Origin of the sequence: Rhodococcus sp. B10 (assembly GCF_011770055.1) — a bacterium.
Classification (GTDB): domain Bacteria; phylum Actinomycetota; class Actinomycetes; order Mycobacteriales; family Mycobacteriaceae; genus Rhodococcoides; species Rhodococcoides kyotonensis_B.
This window is the reverse complement of sequence record NZ_JAAFYV010000058.1, coordinates 1-19231: the sequence shown is the minus strand read 5'-3', so window position 1 is coordinate 19231 and position 19231 is coordinate 1. Positions and strand designations below refer to the sequence as shown.

General features: G+C 65.6%; 18 protein-coding genes, 1 tRNA gene and 1 rRNA gene. 19 read left to right on the top strand and 1 reads right to left on the bottom strand.

The annotated features are described in order from the left end of the window. Window positions 1-9 precede the first annotated feature (9 nt). The 19 genes from rrf (at window position 10) to RhoFasB10_RS24995 (ending at window position 17742) form a co-directional block, all read left to right on the top strand. Window positions 10-126 (top strand): 5S ribosomal RNA (gene rrf, locus RhoFasB10_RS25085). Window positions 127-228: 102 nt separating this feature from the next. Continuing rightward, window positions 229-1203 (top strand): hypothetical protein, encoded by a 975-nt coding sequence (locus RhoFasB10_RS25080; protein ID WP_084424034.1) that lies wholly within the window; start codon window positions 229-231, stop codon window positions 1201-1203. Further along, window positions 1200-2189: an HAD-IIA family hydrolase gene (locus RhoFasB10_RS25075; protein ID WP_068431457.1), complete on the top strand. Its 990-nt coding sequence runs from the start codon at window positions 1200-1202 to the stop codon at window positions 2187-2189. The genes RhoFasB10_RS25080 and RhoFasB10_RS25075 overlap by 4 nt, the downstream gene beginning before the upstream one ends. A gap of 67 nt (window positions 2190-2256) precedes the next feature. Beyond that, window positions 2257-2472: a hypothetical protein gene (locus tag RhoFasB10_RS25070; RefSeq protein ID WP_068431455.1), complete on the top strand. Its 216-nt coding sequence runs from the start codon at window positions 2257-2259 to the stop codon at window positions 2470-2472. Window position 2473: 1 nt separating this feature from the next. Then, window positions 2474-3301, top strand: coding sequence for a TlyA family RNA methyltransferase (locus RhoFasB10_RS25065; protein ID WP_068431454.1), 828 nt, complete (start codon window positions 2474-2476; stop codon window positions 3299-3301). Beyond that, window positions 3298-4254 carry an NAD kinase gene (locus RhoFasB10_RS25060; protein WP_068431452.1) on the top strand — a complete coding sequence of 319 codons (957 nt, stop codon included), beginning with the start codon at window positions 3298-3300 and terminating at the stop codon, window positions 4252-4254. Before RhoFasB10_RS25065 ends, RhoFasB10_RS25060 begins: the two co-directional genes overlap by 4 nt. A gap of 2 nt (window positions 4255-4256) precedes the next feature. Next, window positions 4257-6017: a DNA repair protein RecN gene (gene recN, locus RhoFasB10_RS25055; protein WP_174551500.1), complete on the top strand. Its 1761-nt coding sequence runs from the start codon at window positions 4257-4259 to the stop codon at window positions 6015-6017. An 89-nt stretch (window positions 6018-6106) separates the two neighbouring features. Next, window positions 6107-7291 (top strand): putative cytokinetic ring protein SteA, encoded by a 1185-nt coding sequence (gene steA / locus RhoFasB10_RS25050; protein WP_068431517.1) that lies wholly within the window; start codon window positions 6107-6109, stop codon window positions 7289-7291. Beyond that, window positions 7288-8232: a copper transporter gene (locus tag RhoFasB10_RS25045; protein WP_068431448.1), complete on the top strand. Its 945-nt coding sequence runs from the start codon at window positions 7288-7290 to the stop codon at window positions 8230-8232. Before steA ends, RhoFasB10_RS25045 begins: the two co-directional genes overlap by 4 nt. 153 nt (window positions 8233-8385) lie before the next feature. Beyond that, on the top strand, window positions 8386-10134 hold the full coding sequence (locus RhoFasB10_RS25040) for a CTP synthase (protein ID WP_068431446.1): 1749 nt from the start codon (window positions 8386-8388) through the stop codon (window positions 10132-10134). After that, on the top strand, window positions 10131-10760 hold the full coding sequence (locus RhoFasB10_RS25035; protein ID WP_068431444.1) for an NUDIX hydrolase: 630 nt from the start codon (window positions 10131-10133) through the stop codon (window positions 10758-10760). The genes RhoFasB10_RS25040 and RhoFasB10_RS25035 overlap by 4 nt, the downstream gene beginning before the upstream one ends. Window positions 10761-10764: 4 nt before the next feature. After that, the gene (gene xerD, locus RhoFasB10_RS25030; RefSeq protein ID WP_068431443.1) at window positions 10765-11679 is read left to right on the top strand and encodes a site-specific tyrosine recombinase XerD; all 915 of its coding nucleotides are present in this window, start codon (window positions 10765-10767) and stop codon (window positions 11677-11679) included. A gap of 332 nt (window positions 11680-12011) precedes the next feature. Further along, window positions 12012-12863: a ParA family protein gene (locus tag RhoFasB10_RS25025; RefSeq protein WP_243637030.1), complete on the top strand. Its 852-nt coding sequence runs from the start codon at window positions 12012-12014 to the stop codon at window positions 12861-12863. Between the two features lie 32 nt (window positions 12864-12895). Continuing rightward, entirely contained in the window at window positions 12896-13705 is an 810-nt protein-coding gene (locus tag RhoFasB10_RS25020) for a segregation/condensation protein A (RefSeq protein ID WP_167679155.1), read from the top strand. Between the two features lie 4 nt (window positions 13706-13709). Next, a complete protein-coding gene (gene scpB / locus RhoFasB10_RS25015; RefSeq protein ID WP_243637029.1) occupies window positions 13710-14381 on the top strand; it encodes an SMC-Scp complex subunit ScpB in 672 nt (223 codons plus the stop codon). A gap of 14 nt (window positions 14382-14395) precedes the next feature. Further along, entirely contained in the window at window positions 14396-15466 is a 1071-nt protein-coding gene (locus RhoFasB10_RS25010; protein ID WP_084424030.1) for a pseudouridine synthase, read from the top strand. Then, entirely contained in the window at window positions 15466-16149 is a 684-nt protein-coding gene (gene cmk / locus RhoFasB10_RS25005; RefSeq protein WP_068431440.1) for a (d)CMP kinase, read from the top strand. The genes RhoFasB10_RS25010 and cmk overlap by 1 nt, the downstream gene beginning before the upstream one ends. Continuing rightward, entirely contained in the window at window positions 16146-17582 is a 1437-nt protein-coding gene (gene der, locus RhoFasB10_RS25000; RefSeq protein ID WP_167679151.1) for a ribosome biogenesis GTPase Der, read from the top strand. Before cmk ends, der begins: the two co-directional genes overlap by 4 nt. An 86-nt stretch (window positions 17583-17668) precedes the next feature. Further along, window positions 17669-17742, top strand: a tRNA-Pro gene (locus RhoFasB10_RS24995). Between the two features lie 347 nt (window positions 17743-18089). Here the strand turns inward: RhoFasB10_RS24995 and RhoFasB10_RS24990 are convergent. After that, window positions 18090-19016 (bottom strand): DUF1942 domain-containing protein, encoded by a 927-nt coding sequence (locus tag RhoFasB10_RS24990; RefSeq protein WP_167679149.1) that lies wholly within the window; start codon window positions 19014-19016, stop codon window positions 18090-18092. Window positions 19017-19231: the final 215 nt, after the last annotated feature.

Genomic DNA, 19231 nt, shown 5'->3' with positions numbered 1-19231 from the left:
TCACAGAGTTACGGCGGCCATAGCGGAGGGGAAACGCCCGGTCCCATTCCGAACCCGGAAGCTAAGCCCTCCAGCGCCGATGGTACTGCACCCGACAGGGTGTGGGAGAGTAGGACACCGCCGTGCATCTTTCGAAAAAGGGGACCCAGCCACTGGGTCCCCTTTTTTCGTTTCTTACTGCCTGTCTGATTTCATGGGTAGCGACCCGCTCGATCGAAAGGAACTGCTGTGCCGGAAGACAGCAACGAACGCCGCTCCTTCCGCGGCAACGGATCCTCCCGTTCTCAGGACCCACGCGGCGGAACCGGAGGCCGGTCGAGCGGCGGTCGTTCGGGCGAAGGAAATCGTTCCGGGGATTCTCGTCGAGCTGAAGGCACAGGTCGCTCCGATGCTCCTCGCGGCGATGGACGCGGTCGTCCCGACGCCCGTCGGAACGACGGGCCCCCTCGTCGCCGCGGAGGCGAAGGCGGATTTGCAGGCGATCGACGCAGAGGTGCGCGCGGGCCCGCCGATCGGCGCCCTCCCCGCCCCGACGAACCCGATCTTCCCGACGAGGTCGAGCCCGGCGAGCTGGATCCGGCCGTTCGTCGCGATCTGCTGAGCCTGGACAAGAACAACGCGTCGGCCGTGGCGCGCCACCTCGTGATGGCAAGCCGCCTGGTCGACGATGATCCGCAGCTCGCGTTGCAGCATGCACGCGCCGCTCGTCAGCGCGCGGGACGGATTGCCGTCGTACGTGAGACTGCCGGCATCACCGCGTACCACGCGGGCGAATGGGCGGAAGCGCTGTCGGAACTGCGGGCTGCTCGCCGCATGGCCGGCGGGCCGGGGCACCTCGCAGTCATGGCGGATTGTGAGCGCGGGCTCGGCAGGCCCGAGCGCGCGATCGAACTCGGGCGTAGTGACGAAGCACGTGCGCTGACGGGCGACGAGGCGTCGGAACTCCGCATCGTCGTCGCGGGGGCTCGTATGGACCTGAACCAGTACGACCAGGCCGTCGTCACCCTGCAGACGCCGGACCTCGACGCATCCCGGTCGGGGACGGCCGCTGCGCGGCTGTTCTACGTCTATGCCGATGCGTTGGTCGCTGCCGGCCGTGTGCAAGAGGGCGTGAAGTGGTTCCTCAACGCGGCGGCTGCGGATGTCGACGGGGAAACGGACGCCGAGGAGCGCGTCGAAGAACTGTCGGGTGACGGTCAGTGACGACTCTGCGATCGGCGCACGACGTCCTACTTCTCGACCTGGACGGGACCGTCTATCAGGGCGACAAGCCCGTCGTCGGAGCCGCCGACGCGTTGCGCGGTGGAACCGAGAAGCGCTACTTCGTCACCAACAACGCAAGTCGCTCACCGAAGCACGTGGCCGAGCACCTTCGCGCGCTCGGATTCGACACGTCCGAGGATTTCGTCGTCACCAGTGCCCAGGTCGCGGCGCGGATGTTGGCCGAGAAGCTGACTCCCGGAGATGCCGTCATGGTGGTCGGTACCGAGGCACTGGCCGACGAGATCTCCACCGTCGGTCTGACGCCGGTGCGGTCGGCCGATCAGTCGCCTGTAGCCGTCGTTCAGGGTCACAACGTCGACACCGGCTGGAAGGCGTTGGCCGAGGCGGTGTTCGCCATTCAGTCCGGCGCCCTGTGGGTAGCGACGAACATGGATGCGACGCTCCCCACCGAACGGGGATTCGCACCCGGGAACGGATCGATGGTGGCGGTCGTGCGGACCGCTACGGGTGCCGAACCGGAGGTCGCAGGCAAGCCGGCGTCGCCCATCATGCGCGACGCGATCCGCCTGAGTTCGGCGTCGTCGCCCCTGGTCGTCGGTGACCGCCTCGATACCGACATCGCGGGCGCCCATGCGACCGGGATCCCGTCCCTACTGGTGCTCACCGGCGTCAGCAGCGCGGTCGACGCACTTCGCGCGGGCGAATCGGAGCGGCCCACCCATATCGGCTTCGACCTGGACGTGCTGAACCAGCCTGCCGAAGTGTCGTCCGTGGGCGTGAAACCGGGATGGTCGGCATCCGTCGGCGCCGGAGTCCTGACGGTCTCGCACGACGGAACCACTGCGGTGAACACCCTGGACGGATTGCTCACTGCCGCGTCCGTCGGATGGTCGGCAACGGACTGGGACAGGGTCGAGGTCGTCGGCTCCGGACTGGACGAGCTCCGCGCCCTACTCGAGGTGTGACACGTCGTCCCGCGTCGCGGTACTGCGCTGGAACATCTGTCGGCCCGATCGGATAGCGTTGTGGGCGATGAGCACGTCCATTCCACTCCCAGGTCAGCATCGTCCGCACGATGCCAGCACGCCCGTGGTCGAACCCGGTGCCGTCGCAGCCGAGGTCGACCAGCTACTGGACCGGCTTCCGGATCGTGACGCACCTCCGATGGATCTGAAGGTTCAGGCGCAGATCCTCGAACGCGCGCACGACGTGCTCGTGCAGGCGCTGTCGTCCGTGGACAAGAGCTGACGTGGCCCGACGCGCACGCGTCGACGCCGAACTCGTGCGTCGAGGGATGGCTCGGTCACGCGAACACGCCGTAGAGCTGATCGACGCAGGCCGAGTCAAGATCGCAGGCACGGTGGCCACGAAGCCGGCGACTGCCGTCGAGGCAGGTACTCCGCTCGTGGTGTCCGCCGAGGACAACGAAGTCAACTGGGCCTCGCGCGGTGCTTACAAACTCCTCGGCGCGCTCGAGGTGTTCGAGCAGAACGGGTTCTCGGTTGCGGGCAAACGCTGCCTCGACGCGGGTGCGTCCACCGGCGGGTTCACCGACGTTCTGTTGAGCAAGGATGCTGCCGAGGTTGTCGCGGTCGACGTCGGATACGGGCAATTGGTGTGGCGGCTGCAGTCCGACGACCGTGTGACGGTCGTCGATCGCACCAACGTGCGGTCGATCGACGCCGACACCATCGGGGGACGGGTCGAGGTCGTCGTCGCCGATCTGTCGTTCATCTCGTTGAAGCTGGTGCTACCAGCGTTCGTCGCGTGCGTGGTTCCCGGGGCCGATCTGGCGCTGATGGTGAAGCCGCAGTTCGAGGTCGGCAAGGATCGCGTCGGCTCGGGCGGTGTCGTCCGCGACCCGGCGTTGCGTGCGGAGTCGGTGATCGACGTCGCGAACACCGCACGTGATCTGGGTCTGGCACTCCGGGACGTGACGGCAAGTCCGCTTCCTGGTCCCTCGGGCAACGTCGAGTACTTTCTGTGGCTACGATCGCAGACTGTCGAGCAAGCGGACGACATGGAGCGCGACATCGTTGCCCTTGTCCAGCGTGCCGTCGAGGAGGGCCCACAGTGACAACCGAGGGAGGGACAAGCACCGTGCGAGAGATTCTGCTCGTCGCGCATCCCGGCCGTCCCGACATCGCCGATACCGTCCGTCGGGTCGGAAAAGTATTGTCGCAGGCCAACATTCGGCTTCGTGTGCTCGTCGACGAGGTCGATTCCAGTCGTATCGAGCCGTCGGGCCGTGACAAGGGCGACGACTCCCTGGAATCCGAACTCGAACTCCGCGTGGTCGAATTCGGACCCGATGCCGCCGTCGGCTGCGAACTGGTTCTCGTGCTCGGCGGCGACGGAACGTTCCTCCGCGCCGCCGAACTGGCGAAGACCGCGGACATTCCGGTGCTGGGAATCAACCTCGGGCGCATCGGTTTCCTGGCCGAAGCCGAGGCCGACCATCTCGAGGATGCGTTGGCTCGCGTCGTCACCGGTGACTATCGCGTCGAGGATCGGATGACGCTCGACATCGTGGTTCGGGCGGGTGAACGCGTCGTGGACCGTGGTTGGGCTCTGAACGAGGCCAGTGTCGAGAACGGTTCGCGCCTGGGCGTTCTCGAGGTCGTCCTGGAAGTCGACGATCGTCCGGTGTCCGCGTTCGGATGCGACGGGGTTCTGATCTCGACGCCGACCGGATCGACCGCCTATGCGTTCTCCGCCGGCGGACCTGTGGTGTGGCCGGAACTCGAAGCAATTCTGGTGATACCGAGCAACGCGCACGCTTTGTTCGCCCGGCCGCTGGTCACGAGCCCCGAGTCGATCATCGCCGTCGAGACCGTCGCCGGAAGCCATGACGGGGTCGTGTTCTGCGACGGTCGTCGAACACTGCAACTGCCTGCGGGCGGGCGCGTGGAAGTCGTGCGGGGCGCGTCGCCCATCAAGTGGGTGCGCCTGGACTCGGCGCCGTTCGCCGATCGAATGGTCACGAAGTTCGCATTGCCCATCACTGGATGGCGGGGGAGAGCGAGGTAACCATGCTCGAAGAGATTCGAATCGACAGCCTCGGTGTCATTTCTTCGGCTAGTGCCCAGTTCCACGAAGGTCTGACGGTTCTGACCGGTGAGACCGGTGCGGGTAAGACGATGGTCGTCACCAGTCTCCATCTGTTGTCCGGCGCGCGTGCCGACGCAGGTCGAGTACGGCTCGGTGCCGATCGTGCAGTCGTCGAGGGCCGGTTCAGTACCGAGACGGCGTCGGCGCAGGTGGTCGACGAGGTCGAGCAGGTGCTCGAATCGGCAGGCGCGCAACGAGACGAGGACGATTCCATCATCGCGTTGCGCACGGTCAATGCCGACGGTCGCTCCCGCGCTCATCTCGGCGGTCGCAGTGTGCCCGCGTCCGTGCTGTCGGGTTTCACCGACTCCCTGCTCACCGTCCACGGCCAGAACGATCAGCTGCGATTACTCCGACCGGATCGTCAGCTGGGCGCGTTGGACCGTTTCGCCGGTGACGCGGTCTCGGCCCCGCTGAAGAAGTACCGTTCCGCTCGTTCCGCATGGCTCGCTGCTCGCACGGAACTCCTCGACCGCACCGAACGCAGCCGCGAACTGGCGCAGGAGGCCGATCGCCTTCAGTTCGGACTGCAGGAGATCGACGCTGTCGCACCCGAACCCGGCGAGGACGTCACCGTCGCAAACGATGTCCGACGCCTCGGCGACCTCGACTCGCTGCGCGAATCCGCCGAATACGCCAGTGCGGCACTGTCCGGAGACGACGCGGGCGAAGGGTTGTCCGTCCTCCACCTGCTCGGGGAAGCACGTAGCAGGCTGGAATCCGCCGACGACGCTGTGCTCACGGAGCTCGTGCCGCGGCTCAACGAGGCGTTGGCCGTCGTCACCGACGTCGGAGCCGACATCACCTCGTATTTGGCGGACCTGCCGTCGGATCCCAGCGCACTCGAGACGCTGCTGAACCGTCAGGCCGAGTTGAAGGGCTTGACGCGGAAGTACGCCGCGGACGTCGACGGCGTCATCGCATGGGCCGACGACGCACGCGAACGCCTCGGAAAGATCGACGTGTCCGCGGACGCGCTGGCCGAACTGTCCGCTCGCGTCGACGAGACTGCAGCCGAAGTCGCCGCTGCAGCAAGCAAACTCAGCGCGGCCCGCGCGAAGGCTGCCGCCAAACTGGCCAAGGCCGTCAGTACGGAACTCGCCGGGCTCGCGATGGGCAAGGCCAAACTGCAACTCGATCTCCGCACGATGCCGGCGGGACCGAACGACAGCGCGCCCCTGACCGTCGACGGCTCCGAGCTTCATGCCGGACAGAGTGGCGTCGACGAGGTCGAGTTCAAACTGTCCGCGCACGACGGTGCTCAGGCTCTGCCGATCAGCAAGAGTGCGTCCGGCGGTGAGCTGTCGCGCGTGATGCTCGCCCTCGAAGTGGTGCTCGCGGGCTCGGACAAGGGCGCAACGATGGTCTTCGACGAGGTCGATGCCGGAGTCGGTGGCCGGGCTGCCGTCGAGGTGGGCCGTCGTCTGGCCAGACTCGCGCGGACGCATCAGGTCATCGTCGTCACCCACCTTCCGCAGGTGGCGGCGTTCGCGGACACACATCTCGTCGTGAACAAAGCAGATGCCAAGAAAGGTGCTGCGAACAGCGGTGTGAAGTCGTTGTCGTCGTCGGAACGCGTCGTCGAACTGGCTCGCATGCTGGCAGGACTGGACGACACCGAGACCGGACGCGCACACGCGGAGGAGCTGTTGGCGACGGCCAGAGCGGACCGAGAGAACTGATCCACGGCTTGGTACTCGTGTGACCAGTGTGGTAACTGTTTCGGCGCGCCTCCGCCGTGGTGCGTGACGTCGGGGTCATCATGGGTGCCATGAAGATGCCCGCTCTGTTATCACGAAGTCAGGATTCGCTACCCGGAATCAGTGGTATCGCCCGGGTGGATCGCAACACCGCCAAACTGCTGAAACGGGTAGGCCCCGGGGACATCGTCGTGCTCGACGAGTTGGACCTCGACCGGCTGACCGCCGATGCACTCGTCGCAGCGGGCGTCCTCGCGGTCGTCAACGCGTCGCCGTCGATCTCGGGTCGATACCCGAATCTCGGACCGGAGGTGATCGTCGCCAACGGGATCACGCTGATCGATTCGGCGGGCGCCGAGGTCTTCAAGAAGATCAAGGACGGCACGAAGATTCGCCTGAACGAGGGCGGCATCTACACCGGCGATCGCAGGCTCGCGAAAGGCGAGGAACAGAGCGAAGCCGAGATCTCGGACCGGATGATCGAGGCCAAGACCGGTCTGGTCGATCACCTGGAAGCGTTCTCGGGCAACACGATCGAGTTCATCCGAACCGAGAGCCCGCTGCTCATCGACGGTGTGGGCGTTCCCGACATCGACATCGTGCTGCAGGATCGTCACGTCGTCGTCATCGCCGACGGACCGGGCCACGCAGAAGACCTGAAAGCCTTGAAGCCGTTCATCAAGGAGTACGCCCCGATCATCATCGGTGTCGGTGCAGGCGCCGACACGGCAATGAAGGCGGGGTACCGGCCCGACCTCATCGTCGGCGACCCGGAAGAGATCACGGCGCAAACGCTCAAGTGCGGCGCCGAAGTCGTACTTCCCGCGGATTCCGACGGCCACGCGAACGGTCTCGAGCGCATTCAGGATCTCGGTATCGGGGCGATGACGTTCCCGGCAACCGGTGCTCCCGCCGATCTGGCGCTGCTGCTGGCCGACCACCACGGCGCGTCATTGATCGTCACCGTCGGCAGCCCGGCGAGCCTCGACGAGTTCTTCGATCGAGGTCGACGCAACACCAATCCGGCTGCGTTCATGACGCGTCTCAAGGTCGGCGCCAAACTGGTCGACGCGAAAGCCGTTGCGACGCTGTATCGCAGCCGCGTGTCCGGGGGCGCCGTCGCTCTGGTCGTTCTCGCAGCGCTCGTCGCGATCATCGTCGCGCTGATGGTGTCGAACATGGGCACCGAGGTTCTCGACTGGGCAGTCGACCTGTGGAACAGCTTCGCCCTCTGGGTTCAGGGGCTGCTCGCGTGATTTCGATGCGTCAACATGCCATTTCGATCGCGGCGATCTTCATCGCTCTCGCGATCGGAGTGGTACTCGGCTCCGGCCTGCTGTCCAGCGGGCTCGTCTCGGGTCTACGGGACGACAAGACGGGGCTCGAAGATCAGGTCGACTCGCTGCAGAGCACCAACAACCAACTCGGCGAACAACTCAACTCTGCGGACGGGTTCGATGCCGCGGTGTCGGGGCGTGTGGTTCGGGATGCGTTGGCGCAGAGGAGCGTCGTCGTCATCACGACGCCGGACGCCGATCCAGGCGACGTCGACGGAGTCACCCGCTCCATCGAGGCAGCGGGTGCAGCGATCACCGGGCGTGTGTCGCTGACGGATTCGTTCGTATCCGCTGCGAGCGGCGACGACCTGCGCACCAGACTCACCAATGTCGTGCCCGCCGGAACGCAGCTGCGGACCGGGGCCGTCGATCAGGGGAGCATGGCAGGTGACCTGCTCGGTTCGGTGCTGCTCCTGAACGCACAGACGGCGGAACCGCAATCGTCGCCCGAGGAGCTGTCCTTGGCGCTCGAAACGCTACGCAGCGGCGGATTCATCGCGTACGACAACGGCGCTGTCGCGCCGGCCCAGCTCGCTGTCGTCGTCACCGGCGGAAACACCGGTTCGGACGACGGCAATCGCGGCGCGATCGTTGCCCGCTTCGCCGGCGGACTCGACGGCAGGGGAGCAGGGACGGTCCTCGCAGGTCGGACCGGAGCTGCGGAGGGCAACGGCGCGGTAGCCGTCGTTCGTGCCGATGCAGCACTCTCTTCGGGTGTCAGCACAGTCGACAACGTCGATCGCGAGGCAGGCCGCATCACGACCACGCTCGCGTTGCAGGAGCAGTTGGACGGCGCGGCGGGCCGCTACGGCACGGGAGCCAACTCGACGGCCGTCACCGTCGGAGCGCCTGCACGGTGATTCGCACCGCTCCGACGCGCGCGTCGTTCGCGGTATGTGCCCGACAGGTGTTACCGTGAAGACCCGTGGGTAGCAGGCCCATTATGGACGTAATACCTCTCTTGCCAGCTCTCTGGCAGGAGCAAGCCCTGCAGATTGGTCACGGGAGCATCATTGTCACGCCTTCAGTCGCGATCTGACACCAAGCACATCTTCGTCAGCGGGGGCGTCGCGTCCTCGCTCGGCAAGGGCCTCACGGCGTCGAGCCTCGGCCAGCTACTGACAGCACGCGGACTTCGCGTCACCATGCAGAAGCTCGATCCCTATCTCAACGTGGATCCGGGCACCATGAACCCGTTCCAGCACGGTGAGGTGTTCGTCACCGAGGACGGTGCCGAAACCGACCTCGACGTCGGCCATTACGAGCGCTTCCTCGATCGCGACCTGTCCGGATTCGCGAACGTCACCACCGGCCAGGTGTACTCGGCGGTCATCGCGAAAGAACGCCGCGGCGAGTACCTCGGCGACACGGTCCAGGTCATCCCGCACATCACCGACGAGATCAAGAGCCGAATCCTCGCGATGAACGGCCCGGATCTGCAGGGGCATCAGCCCGACGTGATCATCACCGAGATCGGTGGCACCGTCGGCGACATCGAGTCGCAGCCGTTCCTCGAGGCCGCACGCCAGGTGCGCCACGACGTCGGCCGCGAGAACGTGTTCTTCCTGCACGTGTCGCTCGTTCCGTTCCTCGCCCCGTCGGGTGAGTTGAAGACCAAGCCGACGCAGCATTCCGTCGCCGCTCTGCGCAGCATCGGTATCCAGCCCGACGCGCTCATCCTGCGGTGCGACCGCGAGGTCACCCCCGGCCTGAAGAACAAGATCGCCCTGATGTGCGACGTCGACGTCGACGGATGCATCTCGACGCCCGACGCGCCGTCGATCTACGACATCCCGAAGGTCCTGCACAAGGAAGGTCTCGACGCCTACGTCGTCCGCAAGCTGGGTCTGCCGTTCCGCGACGTCGACTGGACGGTGTGGGGCGGTCTGCTCGAGCGTGTGCACGAGCCTCGCGAAACCGTGCGGGTCGGCCTCGTCGGCAAGTACGTCGACCTGCCCGACGCGTACCTGTCGGTCACCGAGGCGCTGCGTGCCGGCGGTTTCGCGCACCGGTCGAAGGTGGAGATCAAGTGGGTGCCCTCCGACGAATGCCAGACGCCTGCGGGCGCTCAGGCTGCACTGGGTGACGTCGACGCGGTCCTGATTCCCGGTGGATTCGGAATCCGTGGCATCGAGGGCAAGCTCGGAGCCATCGAGTTCGCGCGCACACGAAAGGTGCCGCTGCTCGGATTGTGCCTGGGCCTGCAGTGCATGGTCATCGAAGCTGCCCGGTCGGTCGGCCTCACCGACGCCAATTCGGCGGAGTTCGAGCCCGATACCGAGTACCCCGTCATCTCGACGATGGCCGACCAGGAAGACGCCGTCGCCGGTGAAGCCGACCTCGGTGGCACGATGCGTCTCGGTGCGTACCCGGCGAAGCTGATCAAGGGTTCGGTCGTCGCAGGTGCGTACGGTTCGACGGACGTTTCCGAGCGTCACCGCCATCGCTTCGAGGTCAACAACACCTACCGCGATCGAATCTCCAAGAGCGGCTTGGTGTTCAGTGGCACGTCGCCCGACGGCCATCTGGTCGAGTTCGTCGAGCTGCCCGCGTCGAAGCACCCGTTCTTTGTCGGCACGCAGGCGCACCCGGAGCTCAAGAGCCGGCCGACGCGTCCGCACCCGCTGTTCGCGGCGCTGATCGACGCGGCTCTGAAGTACAAAGCAGCAGAACGACTTCCCGTCGACGTGCACGGTGAGGACGCCGCGGCCGAGGACTCCGAATTCCCGGTTTCGGGTGCTACCGCCGAGAGCATCGGATGACCGAACGGCATGCGTTCGAGACGACAGGCTCCACGACGGTCTACGAAGGCGCGATCCTGGCGCTTCGCCTGGATCAGGTGCAGATGCCGGGCGGACGCGTCGCCGAGCGTGAGGTCGTCGAACATCACGGTGCCGTCGCGATCGTCGCGCTCGACGATCGGGGCCGGATCGCGATGATCGAGCAGTACCGTCACCCGATCGGGCGTCGACTGTGGGAACTTCCTGCAGGCCTGCTCGACGAGCTGAACGAACCTCCCGTCGATGCGGCCAAGCGCGAACTCGCCGAGGAAACGGGACTCGCCGCCGAACGGTGGTCCGTGCTCGTCGACGTCATGGCGTCTCCCGGCTTCACGGACGAGTGCGTGCGAATCTTCTTGGCAGAAGGGCTGTCCGAGGTCGACCGTCCCGAAGCGAGGGACGAGGAAGCCGACATCGAACTCGCGTACGTGCCGTGGGAAGAAGCCGTCGAGCGGGCCCTGGCGGGCGAGTTCGTCAACGCGTCGGCCGTGTCCGGTGTGCTTGCCCTCGCCGCAGCGAAGGCAGGCTCGAAGACACTCCGGCCTGCGGACGCCGAATGGGTGGATCTGCCGACCACGTTCGAGCGTCGGAAGAACTCACACGGGTAGCGACGTGCTGCCGGCGCAGATCGGGGCGTACGTCGATCACCTCGAGGTCGAACGCGGTGCTGCCGCCAACACGTTGTCCTCGTACCGCCGCGACCTGCGGCGGTACGAGGCGTTTCTCGGCGACCACGGCATCGACGATCTCGCGAAGGTCGCCGAAACGGACGTTGCCGAATTCGTCGTCGACCTCCGACGTGGGAGTGACGAATTTCCCGCTCTCGCAGCGAGTTCGGCTGCGCGGACGCTCATCGCCGTTCGCGGTCTGCACAAGTTCGCAGCGGCCGAAGGACTCGTGACGACCGACGTCGCAAGTGCGGTGAAGCCGCCCGCACCCAGTAGGCGTCTTCCGAAGTCCCTCCCGGTGGAGCAGGTCGTCGCCATTCTGGATTCGGCGTCGACCGAAGGTCCCGATGCGCCGCGCGGATTGCGGGACAAGGCAATTCTCGAATTGCTGTACTCGACGGGTGCGCGCATCTCGGAAGCCGTCGGACTCGACGTCGACGACATCGACACCGAGACGCGTTCGGTGTTGCTCCACGGCAAGGGCGACAAGCAGCGCCTGGTCCCGGTCGGGCGTCCGGCCATCGAGGCGATCGACGCGTACCTCGTGCGCGGTCGGCCGGGCTTGGTCAAGCGATCGACTCCGGCGTTGTTCCTGAACGCACGCGGCGGACGATTGTCGCGGCAGAGCGCGTGGCAGGTACTGCACTCGGCGGCCGAACGCGCAGGTATCGCGACTCCCGTCTCGCCGCACACACTCCGCCACTCCTTCGCCACCCACCTGCTCGACGGCGGCGCCGATGTGCGCGTCGTGCAGGAGTTGTTGGGGCATGCCTCGGTCACGACGACGCAGATCTACACGCTCGTCACCGTCAACACGCTCCGTGAGGTGTGGGCGGAAGCACATCCACGCGCGCGATGACTGCTCCAGCGTGTTTTGCGCGTGTCCCGCGACGGCGCGGACGAGCCACACGGTAGCGTTTAGCCGACGGTCGTCGTGCAACCGGACGAGCCGAGGTCAACGGACAGGGGAGCGTAGGAGAAGTGTCGACACCGCAACTGCCAGCGACCGAGTCAGGCTCAGGATCGACCCTGGGCGACTCCACGCAGGTGAGTCCGCGGTCGACCGAGGATTCTCCCGCTGCTGCGCCCACCGAAGTGCAGCCGACCAGCTCGCCAACCGACCAACCACACCATGACGGCGCGTTGTTCCATACGCGTCGACCCGAATCGAGCCGTGAGACGAGAGAGACCATTCCTGCGGCCAACGAGCTGGGACCTACGGGGCGCAAGACCCGCGAAGTTCCCGAACCCACCCCGCTGGCCAGTCATGGACCGGCCAAGATCATCGCGATGTGCAACCAGAAGGGTGGCGTCGGCAAGACGACGTCAACCATCAATCTCGGTGCCTCCCTCGCCGCATACGGACGGCGTGTTCTGCTCGTCGATCTCGATCCGCAGGGCGCCCTGTCGGCAGGCTTGGGCGTCGCGCATCACGAGCTGGACCTGACGGTCTACAACCTGCTCGTGGAACCGAAGATCTCGGCCGACGACGTGCTGATGCGTACCCGCGTCGAGAATCTCGACCTGCTGCCGAGCAACATCGACCTGTCGGCCGCCGAAATTCAACTGGTCACCGAGGTCGGCCGCGAGCAGACGCTGGGCCGCGTCCTGCATCCCGTGCTCGACCGGTACGACTACGTGCTGATCGACTGCCAGCCGTCCCTCGGATTGTTGACGGTCAACGCGCTGACGTGCGCGGACGAGGTCATCATCCCGATGGAGTGCGAATACTTCAGCCTCCGCGGTCTGGCACTGCTCAACGACACCGTCGAGAAGGTTCGTGACCGGCTCAATCCCAAGCTCGAGCTCGCAGGCATCGTCGTGACGATGTTCGACGCCCGCACGCTGCACTCGCGTGAGGTCATGACGCGCGTCGTCGAGGTGTTCGGCGACGTCGTCTACGACACCGTCATCACGCGTACCGTGCGGTTCCCGGAGACATCCGTCGCGGGTGAGCCGATCACGACGTGGGCGCCGAAGTCCTCGGGTGCACTGGCCTACAAGTCGTTGGCCCGAGAGGTCATCTACCGGTCCGGCCCGTGACAGCGACGGTATCCACGTCGAGTGACACGCAGATCGAGGTTCCGGAGAACGAAGATCCGTCGCGGTTCCGGGTCCGGCTGCTCAACTTCGAGGGACCGTTCGACCTGTTGCTGACGTTGATCAGCCAGCATCGGCTCGACGTCACCGAAGTCGCGCTGCACACCGTCACCGACGATTTCATCTCGTTCACCAAGAGCCTCGGCGACGAGGTCGGCCTCGATCAGACGACGGAATTTCTCGTCGTCGCCGCCACGTTGCTCGACTTGAAGGCAGCCCGGCTGCTGCCGTCGGGAGATGTCGAGGACGCCGAGGATCTCGCGCTGCTGGAAGTACGAGATCTACTGTTCGCCAGGTTGCTGCAGTACCGGGCCTACAAGCAGGTCGCGCAGCTGTTCGGTGAACTGGAGGCTGCTGCGCTGCGCCGGTATCCGCGGTCGGTGTCGGTCGAGGATCGCTTCACGGACCTGATCCCCGAGGTGCTGCTGGGTGTCGATCCTGCGCGGTTCGCCGACATCGCTGCCGCTGCGTTTCGGCCGAAGCCGGTGCCGAAGGTCGGCCTCGATCACATTCACCAGCATTCGGTGTCGGTGCCCGAGCAGGCGGAGTGGATCATGGACAAGCTCAGGAGCAACGGCGAGGGTGCCTGGACGCCGTTCGGCGACCTCACCGAAGGGTGCGAGCACACCGTCGAAATCGTTGCGCGGTTTCTTGCGTTGCTCGAGCTGTTCCGCGAGCAGGTACTCGCGTTCGAACAACCCGAGCCGCTGGGAGAATTGCTGGTGAGCTGGACGGGCAAGGCGAAGTCCGACGACGTACTCGTCGCGGCGGTGGATTATGGATGAGGACGTGACACAGCTGGACGAGCAGGCCGAGGACGACTCGGAACTCGACGACGCGACCTTGGAAGCTGCGTTGGAGGCGGTACTGCTCGTCGTCGACTCGCCCGCATCGAACGAGCAACTGGCGTCGGCGGTGGGTAGCGACGTCGCGCGCGTGAAGTCGACGCTCGCGCGAATGTCTGCCGGGTTCACCGAACGCGGCAGCGGAATCGACCTTCGCTACGCGGCCGACGGATGGCGTTTCTACACCCGCACGGCGTACGCGCCGTATGTCGAGCGGCTCCTTCTCGACGGTGCTCGGTCGAAGCTCACACGTGCGGCATTGGAGACTCTGGCCGTTATCGCATATCGTCAACCGTTGACTCGCGCGCGGGTCAGTGCTGTGCGCGGCGTCAACGTGGACGGGGTGATGCGCACATTGCTCGCTCGCGGACTGATCTCGGAGGCCGGAGTGGATTCGGAATCGAACGCGACGACGTACTCCACCACCGAGTTGTTCCTCGAACGACTCGGCCTGGCATCGCTGACGGACCTGCCGCCGCTGGCACCGTTGTTGCCGGGTGTCGACCTGATCGACGAGATCAGTGACAGCATGGACACGGACCCGAGAGTCACCCGCTCCACCAAGAACCGCGGATCGAAACCCGATCCGGTAGCCGAGCTCGACTCGGACGACTGAATAGGTACACAAAAGTGAACAAGCCCGCTCGCCGTGATGGCACACCGGACAGGAACAGACAACAGGCTCCGCGCAGGAAGCCGACCGCAGGTGGCAGGTCGGAGGATCCGCGCAGCGGAACCGCGCGCGGAAGCGCCCCCCGCAAGGCCGCACCGCGCAAAGCCGCCGATTCGTCGGGACACAGCGGCATCAACGACCGCAGCAACGACGCGGTGCCCCGCAAGAAGCCTTCTCGGCCCAAACCTCCGAAGCCGCAGAAGAAGCAGGTCCCCACGACCACCATCAGCAACGCCAAGCCGGCGAAGCACCAGTACGCCGACGCGGACAGCAAGCGTCGTCACGTGCCCCGCGGTGAGGGCGTTCGCCTACAGAAGGTTCTCGCGCAGGCAGGCGTCGCATCGCGGCGTGCCGCCGAGGAACTCATCGCCGACGGACGCGTCGAGGTCGACGGTCGGATCGTCACCGAGCAGGGCATCCGCATCGATCCGAACGTGGCGGTCGTGCGTGTCGACGGCACACGCGTCGTCGTCAAGGAAGAGCTCGTCCACCTCGCGATGAACAAGCCGCGTGGCTGGCAATGCACGATGTCCGACGACCTGGGACGTCCCTGCGTCGGCGACATCGTGTCCGAGCGTGTCCAGGCCGGTCAGCGCCTGTTCCACGTCGGCCGTCTCGACGCCGACACCGAAGGCCTGCTGCTGTTCACGAACGACGGTGACCTGGCCCATCGGTTGATGCACCCGTCGTACGAGGTCTCGAAGACCTACCTGGCGACGCTGTTCGGCGCGATTCCGCGTGACCTGGGCAAGAAGCTGCGCGACGGCGTCGTCCTCGACGACGGTCCGGTCAAGGTCGACGGCTTCGCCCTTCTCGACATCTCGAACGGTTTGTCTCTCGTGCGCATCACGCTGCACGAGGGTCGCAAGCACATCGTTCGACGCCTGTTCGATCACGTCGGGTTCCCCGTCGGCCGCCTCGTGCGCACCGACGTCGGCAACATCGCGCTGGGCGACCAGCGTCCCGGCACGCTGCGTGTCCTCGGACGCGGTGAGGTCGGCAAGCTGTACGAATCGGTCGGCCTCTGATGGCGGGTCTCGTCGTCGCCATGGATGGTCCGTCGGGAACCGGGAAGTCGACGGTGTCGCGCAAGCTCGCCACCGCGCTCGACGCCCGATACCTCGACACGGGCGCGATGTACCGCGTCGCGACGGTGTGGGTGCTCCGCGCGGGCATCGATCCGACCGACCCGGACAAGGTTGCGGAGGTCGTCGCGACACTGCCACTGGACATCGGCACGGACCCGACCGCCGAAGCCGTCACGATGGGCGGCGAGGACGTGTCCGCCGAGATTCGTGGCGACGCCGTCACCAAGGCGGTTTCGGCGGTGTCCGCCGTACCGCGTGTGCGCGAGCTTCTGGTGCAGATGCAGCGTGACATCGCTGCGTCGTTCCCGCGGATCGTCGTGGAAGGGCGCGACATCGGCACCGTCGTCCTGCAGGATGCCGACGTCAAGGTCTTCCTGACGGCGTCACCCGAGGCGCGTGCGGATCGACGCAACAAGCAGAACATTTCTCAGGGACGAGGCGACGACTACGAAGCCGTCCTCGCCGACGTCCAACGCCGCGATCACGCGGACTCCACCCGCGCGGTGTCGCCGCTGCGGCCTGCGGAGGATTCGGTGATCGTCGACACCAGCGACCTGGGCATGGACGGCGTCATCGCCGCGTTGTTGCAGGTCGTAAGCGACAGAACTGGAGTTGTGCAGTGACCGACGATTTCTACGCGGCAGAAACGGCCGGCGACGGCACCTGGAGCGACGAGGGGGAGTGGGACCTCGCCGACTTCGTCGACGGTGACGAGGAGGGCGCGGACGTAGCTGTTCCGACGCTCGCGGTGGTCGGACGTCCCAACGTGGGCAAGTCGACTCTCGTCAACCGCATCATCGGCCGTCGTGAAGCAGTGGTCGAGGATATCCCCGGCGTGACCCGTGACCGTGTCTCGTACGAGGCGAACTGGGCCGGACGTCGATTCCTGGTGCAGGACACAGGCGGTTGGGAGCCCGATGCGAAGGGCCTGCAGCAATCCGTTGCGCGCCAAGCAGAATTGGCGATGCGTACTGCCGACGCGATTCTGCTCGTCGTCGACGCCCGTGTCGGGGCGACCACCACGGACGAGGCCGTCGCACGTACGTTGCGGCGATCGAAGACTCCCGTGATCCTGGTGGCCAACAAGGTCGACGACGCACGGACCGAATCCGAGGTCGCGTCGCTGTGGTCGCTGGGTCTCGGTGAGCCGCAATCGGTTTCGGCGACGCACGGCCGCGGAACGGGTGACTTGCTCGACCTCGTGCTCGAAGCGCTACCGGAAACACCGCGTGAAGGAATTCCCGGTGGAGGTCCGCGCCGAGTTGCGTTGGTGGGCAAGCCGAATGTCGGCAAGTCGTCGCTGATCAACAAGCTGTCGGGGGACGAGCGGTCGGTGGTGCACGATGTTGCCGGTACGACGGTCGACCCCGTCGACTCGCTCGTCGAATTGGGCGGCAAGACTTGGCGTTTCGTCGATACTGCTGGTCTGCGCAAGAAAGTCTCGCACGCGAGCGGTGCGGAGTTCTACGCGTCGCTGCGGACGAAGTCGGCGATCGAGGCCGCCGAGGTCGCGATTCTGTTGATCGATGCGTCACAGGTGATTTCCGAGCAGGACCTACGGGTGCTGAGCATGGTGGCCGATGCCGGTCGCGCGCTCGTGCTCGCGTTCAACAAGTGGGACCTCGTGGACGAGGATCGTCGCCTGCAGCTCGAGAAGGAAATCGACCGCGATCTGGTTCGTGTGCCGTGGGCGCAGCGCGTCAACATCTCGGCGCACACCGGTAGGGCAGTTCAGAAGCTCGTGCCGGCGCTGGAGACGGCGTTGGAGTCCTGGGACAAGCGAATCCCGACCGGGCGCCTGAACAGTTGGCTCAAGGAGGTCGTCGCCGCGACGCCGCCGCCGATGCGTGGTGGTCGTCTGCCGCGAATCATGTTCGCGACGCAGGCGACGACGCGGCCCCCGACGTTCGTGCTCTTCACGACGGGCTTCCTCGAGGCCGGCTACCGCCGGTTCATCGAGCGGCGCCTACGTGAAGAGTTCGGGTTCGACGGCAGCCCTGTTCGCGTCAATGTGCGCATCCGCGAGAAGCGCGAGAGGCCCGGCAAGCGTCGATGAGCTGACCCGCCCAGCCCCTGAGCAGGCGATTTCCTCTCAGGGGCGGGGCTGGGGTAGTCTCATCGAGCACCCCGAGAGGGGTGCGGCGGGCTGTGGCGCAGCTTGGTAGCGCACTTGACTGGGGGTCAAGTGGTCGCAGGTTCAAATCCTGTCAGCCCGACATTTAGAAGCGCAGTTCAGAGGCGGTTTCGGAGAAATCCGAAGCCGCCTTCTTCGTCTGCGTGCCGCGAGAGTGTCACCACTCGTTCCTTTCAGGGTCGAATTCGGCGCTGAGGCGGTGTCCAGGTGGATCCACGGATGTCCGGAAATCTGCGTTGGTTGAGCGAATGGACCCGGGCGGACGAAGCCACTTGATTCGGCAGGATTGCTGTCAAGTAGCTATGGAGTCCAGAGAGGTCCGTGTCGAGTTGCCTCTTGGGACTAGATCGATGGCTCCGTTTACTTGTCGTCTAGATCCGCTGGCAGCGCACTGTCGATGCGGCGTGTGCTAGCCGCTGTCGTTCGCGTTTAACACGGGATGATGTAGCTCGGGTCTGTGGTGGTGTCGAGCCATTTGCCGTACGAGTCGCCGCCGGATGCCGCGACGGCGGCGCATACCTCGGCCGCGGTCGTGCCCGCGATGCGGTAGACCGCGTAGATAGCGTTTCCGTCGGTGGTGGCTTGTCGAAGCGACGGACACGCGTTGTCGGTGCGCAGATACTGCGCACCTGGGTTGGCGAGTAGTTCCGCTGCGACCTCCTGCGCGTAGGTGTTCGGGTTGGTTGCCGAATACAGCACGACGATGCCTGTGCCGTTGCACGACGGGACTGACATGGTGGAGGCCAGGGCGAGGTCGCCTCGTGCCGATCCGGTCGAGGGCGTAGGTGCGATGGCTGGCGAGGGAGATGTAAATGGCGCGGATGCTGCTGATTGTCCAACCCACTTGGCCAGTTCGTCTCCGAGGGCGCCGTTGTAGCGAATGGATGCGATCGGCGGTCCGGTGACATCGAAGGCGACAACTCCTTTGAGGATGTCTCCCGATGTGACGGTTCCTGTCGGAAGTTGCCCGTCGACTGTCCCGAGTGCTGCGTCGTAGGAGGTGCCGTCGGCCGCCCTGGCGGTGAAGTAGAGCGGATTGACGTTTGTGGTCCCTCGAACCCCTTCCACTGTGACTGTGATCTGGTGCAGTTCACCGGCGGCGGGGAGGCCGTACTTCGACCCTTGTGCAGGGGCGAGGGTTTGGACGGTAATCCGAGTCGTCACGTCGTCGTCGGTGACATCCTGTGCGGCTCCGATCGGAACCGTCGCATCGGTCGGTCGCGCAGTAGTCGCATCGGTGCTCGTGCCGCTTCGTTCTGCTGTCGGGACGCCGCTGGTGCTGCCGCAGCCTGTCAGAACGAGCGCGGTGATGGCAGGGACAAGGAGCCACGATGCTGCGATGTACTTGGGCGTCATTGATGCGTCCCGTTTCTGTGTCGGTGTATGCCGATCAAGTATCTTTGTGTGCTGCCAGGCGTTACATCTGAGCACTTTAGAGCGTGCCGTGACGGCGCTCATCGAAATTCATCACTGACGCTCACTGAAATTCATCACCCGTGTGGCACCGCCAACGAGGGCGGGTCTCCAACGAAGCTGATGGTCTCTGACCACGCACCAGCTACTCGAAGGAG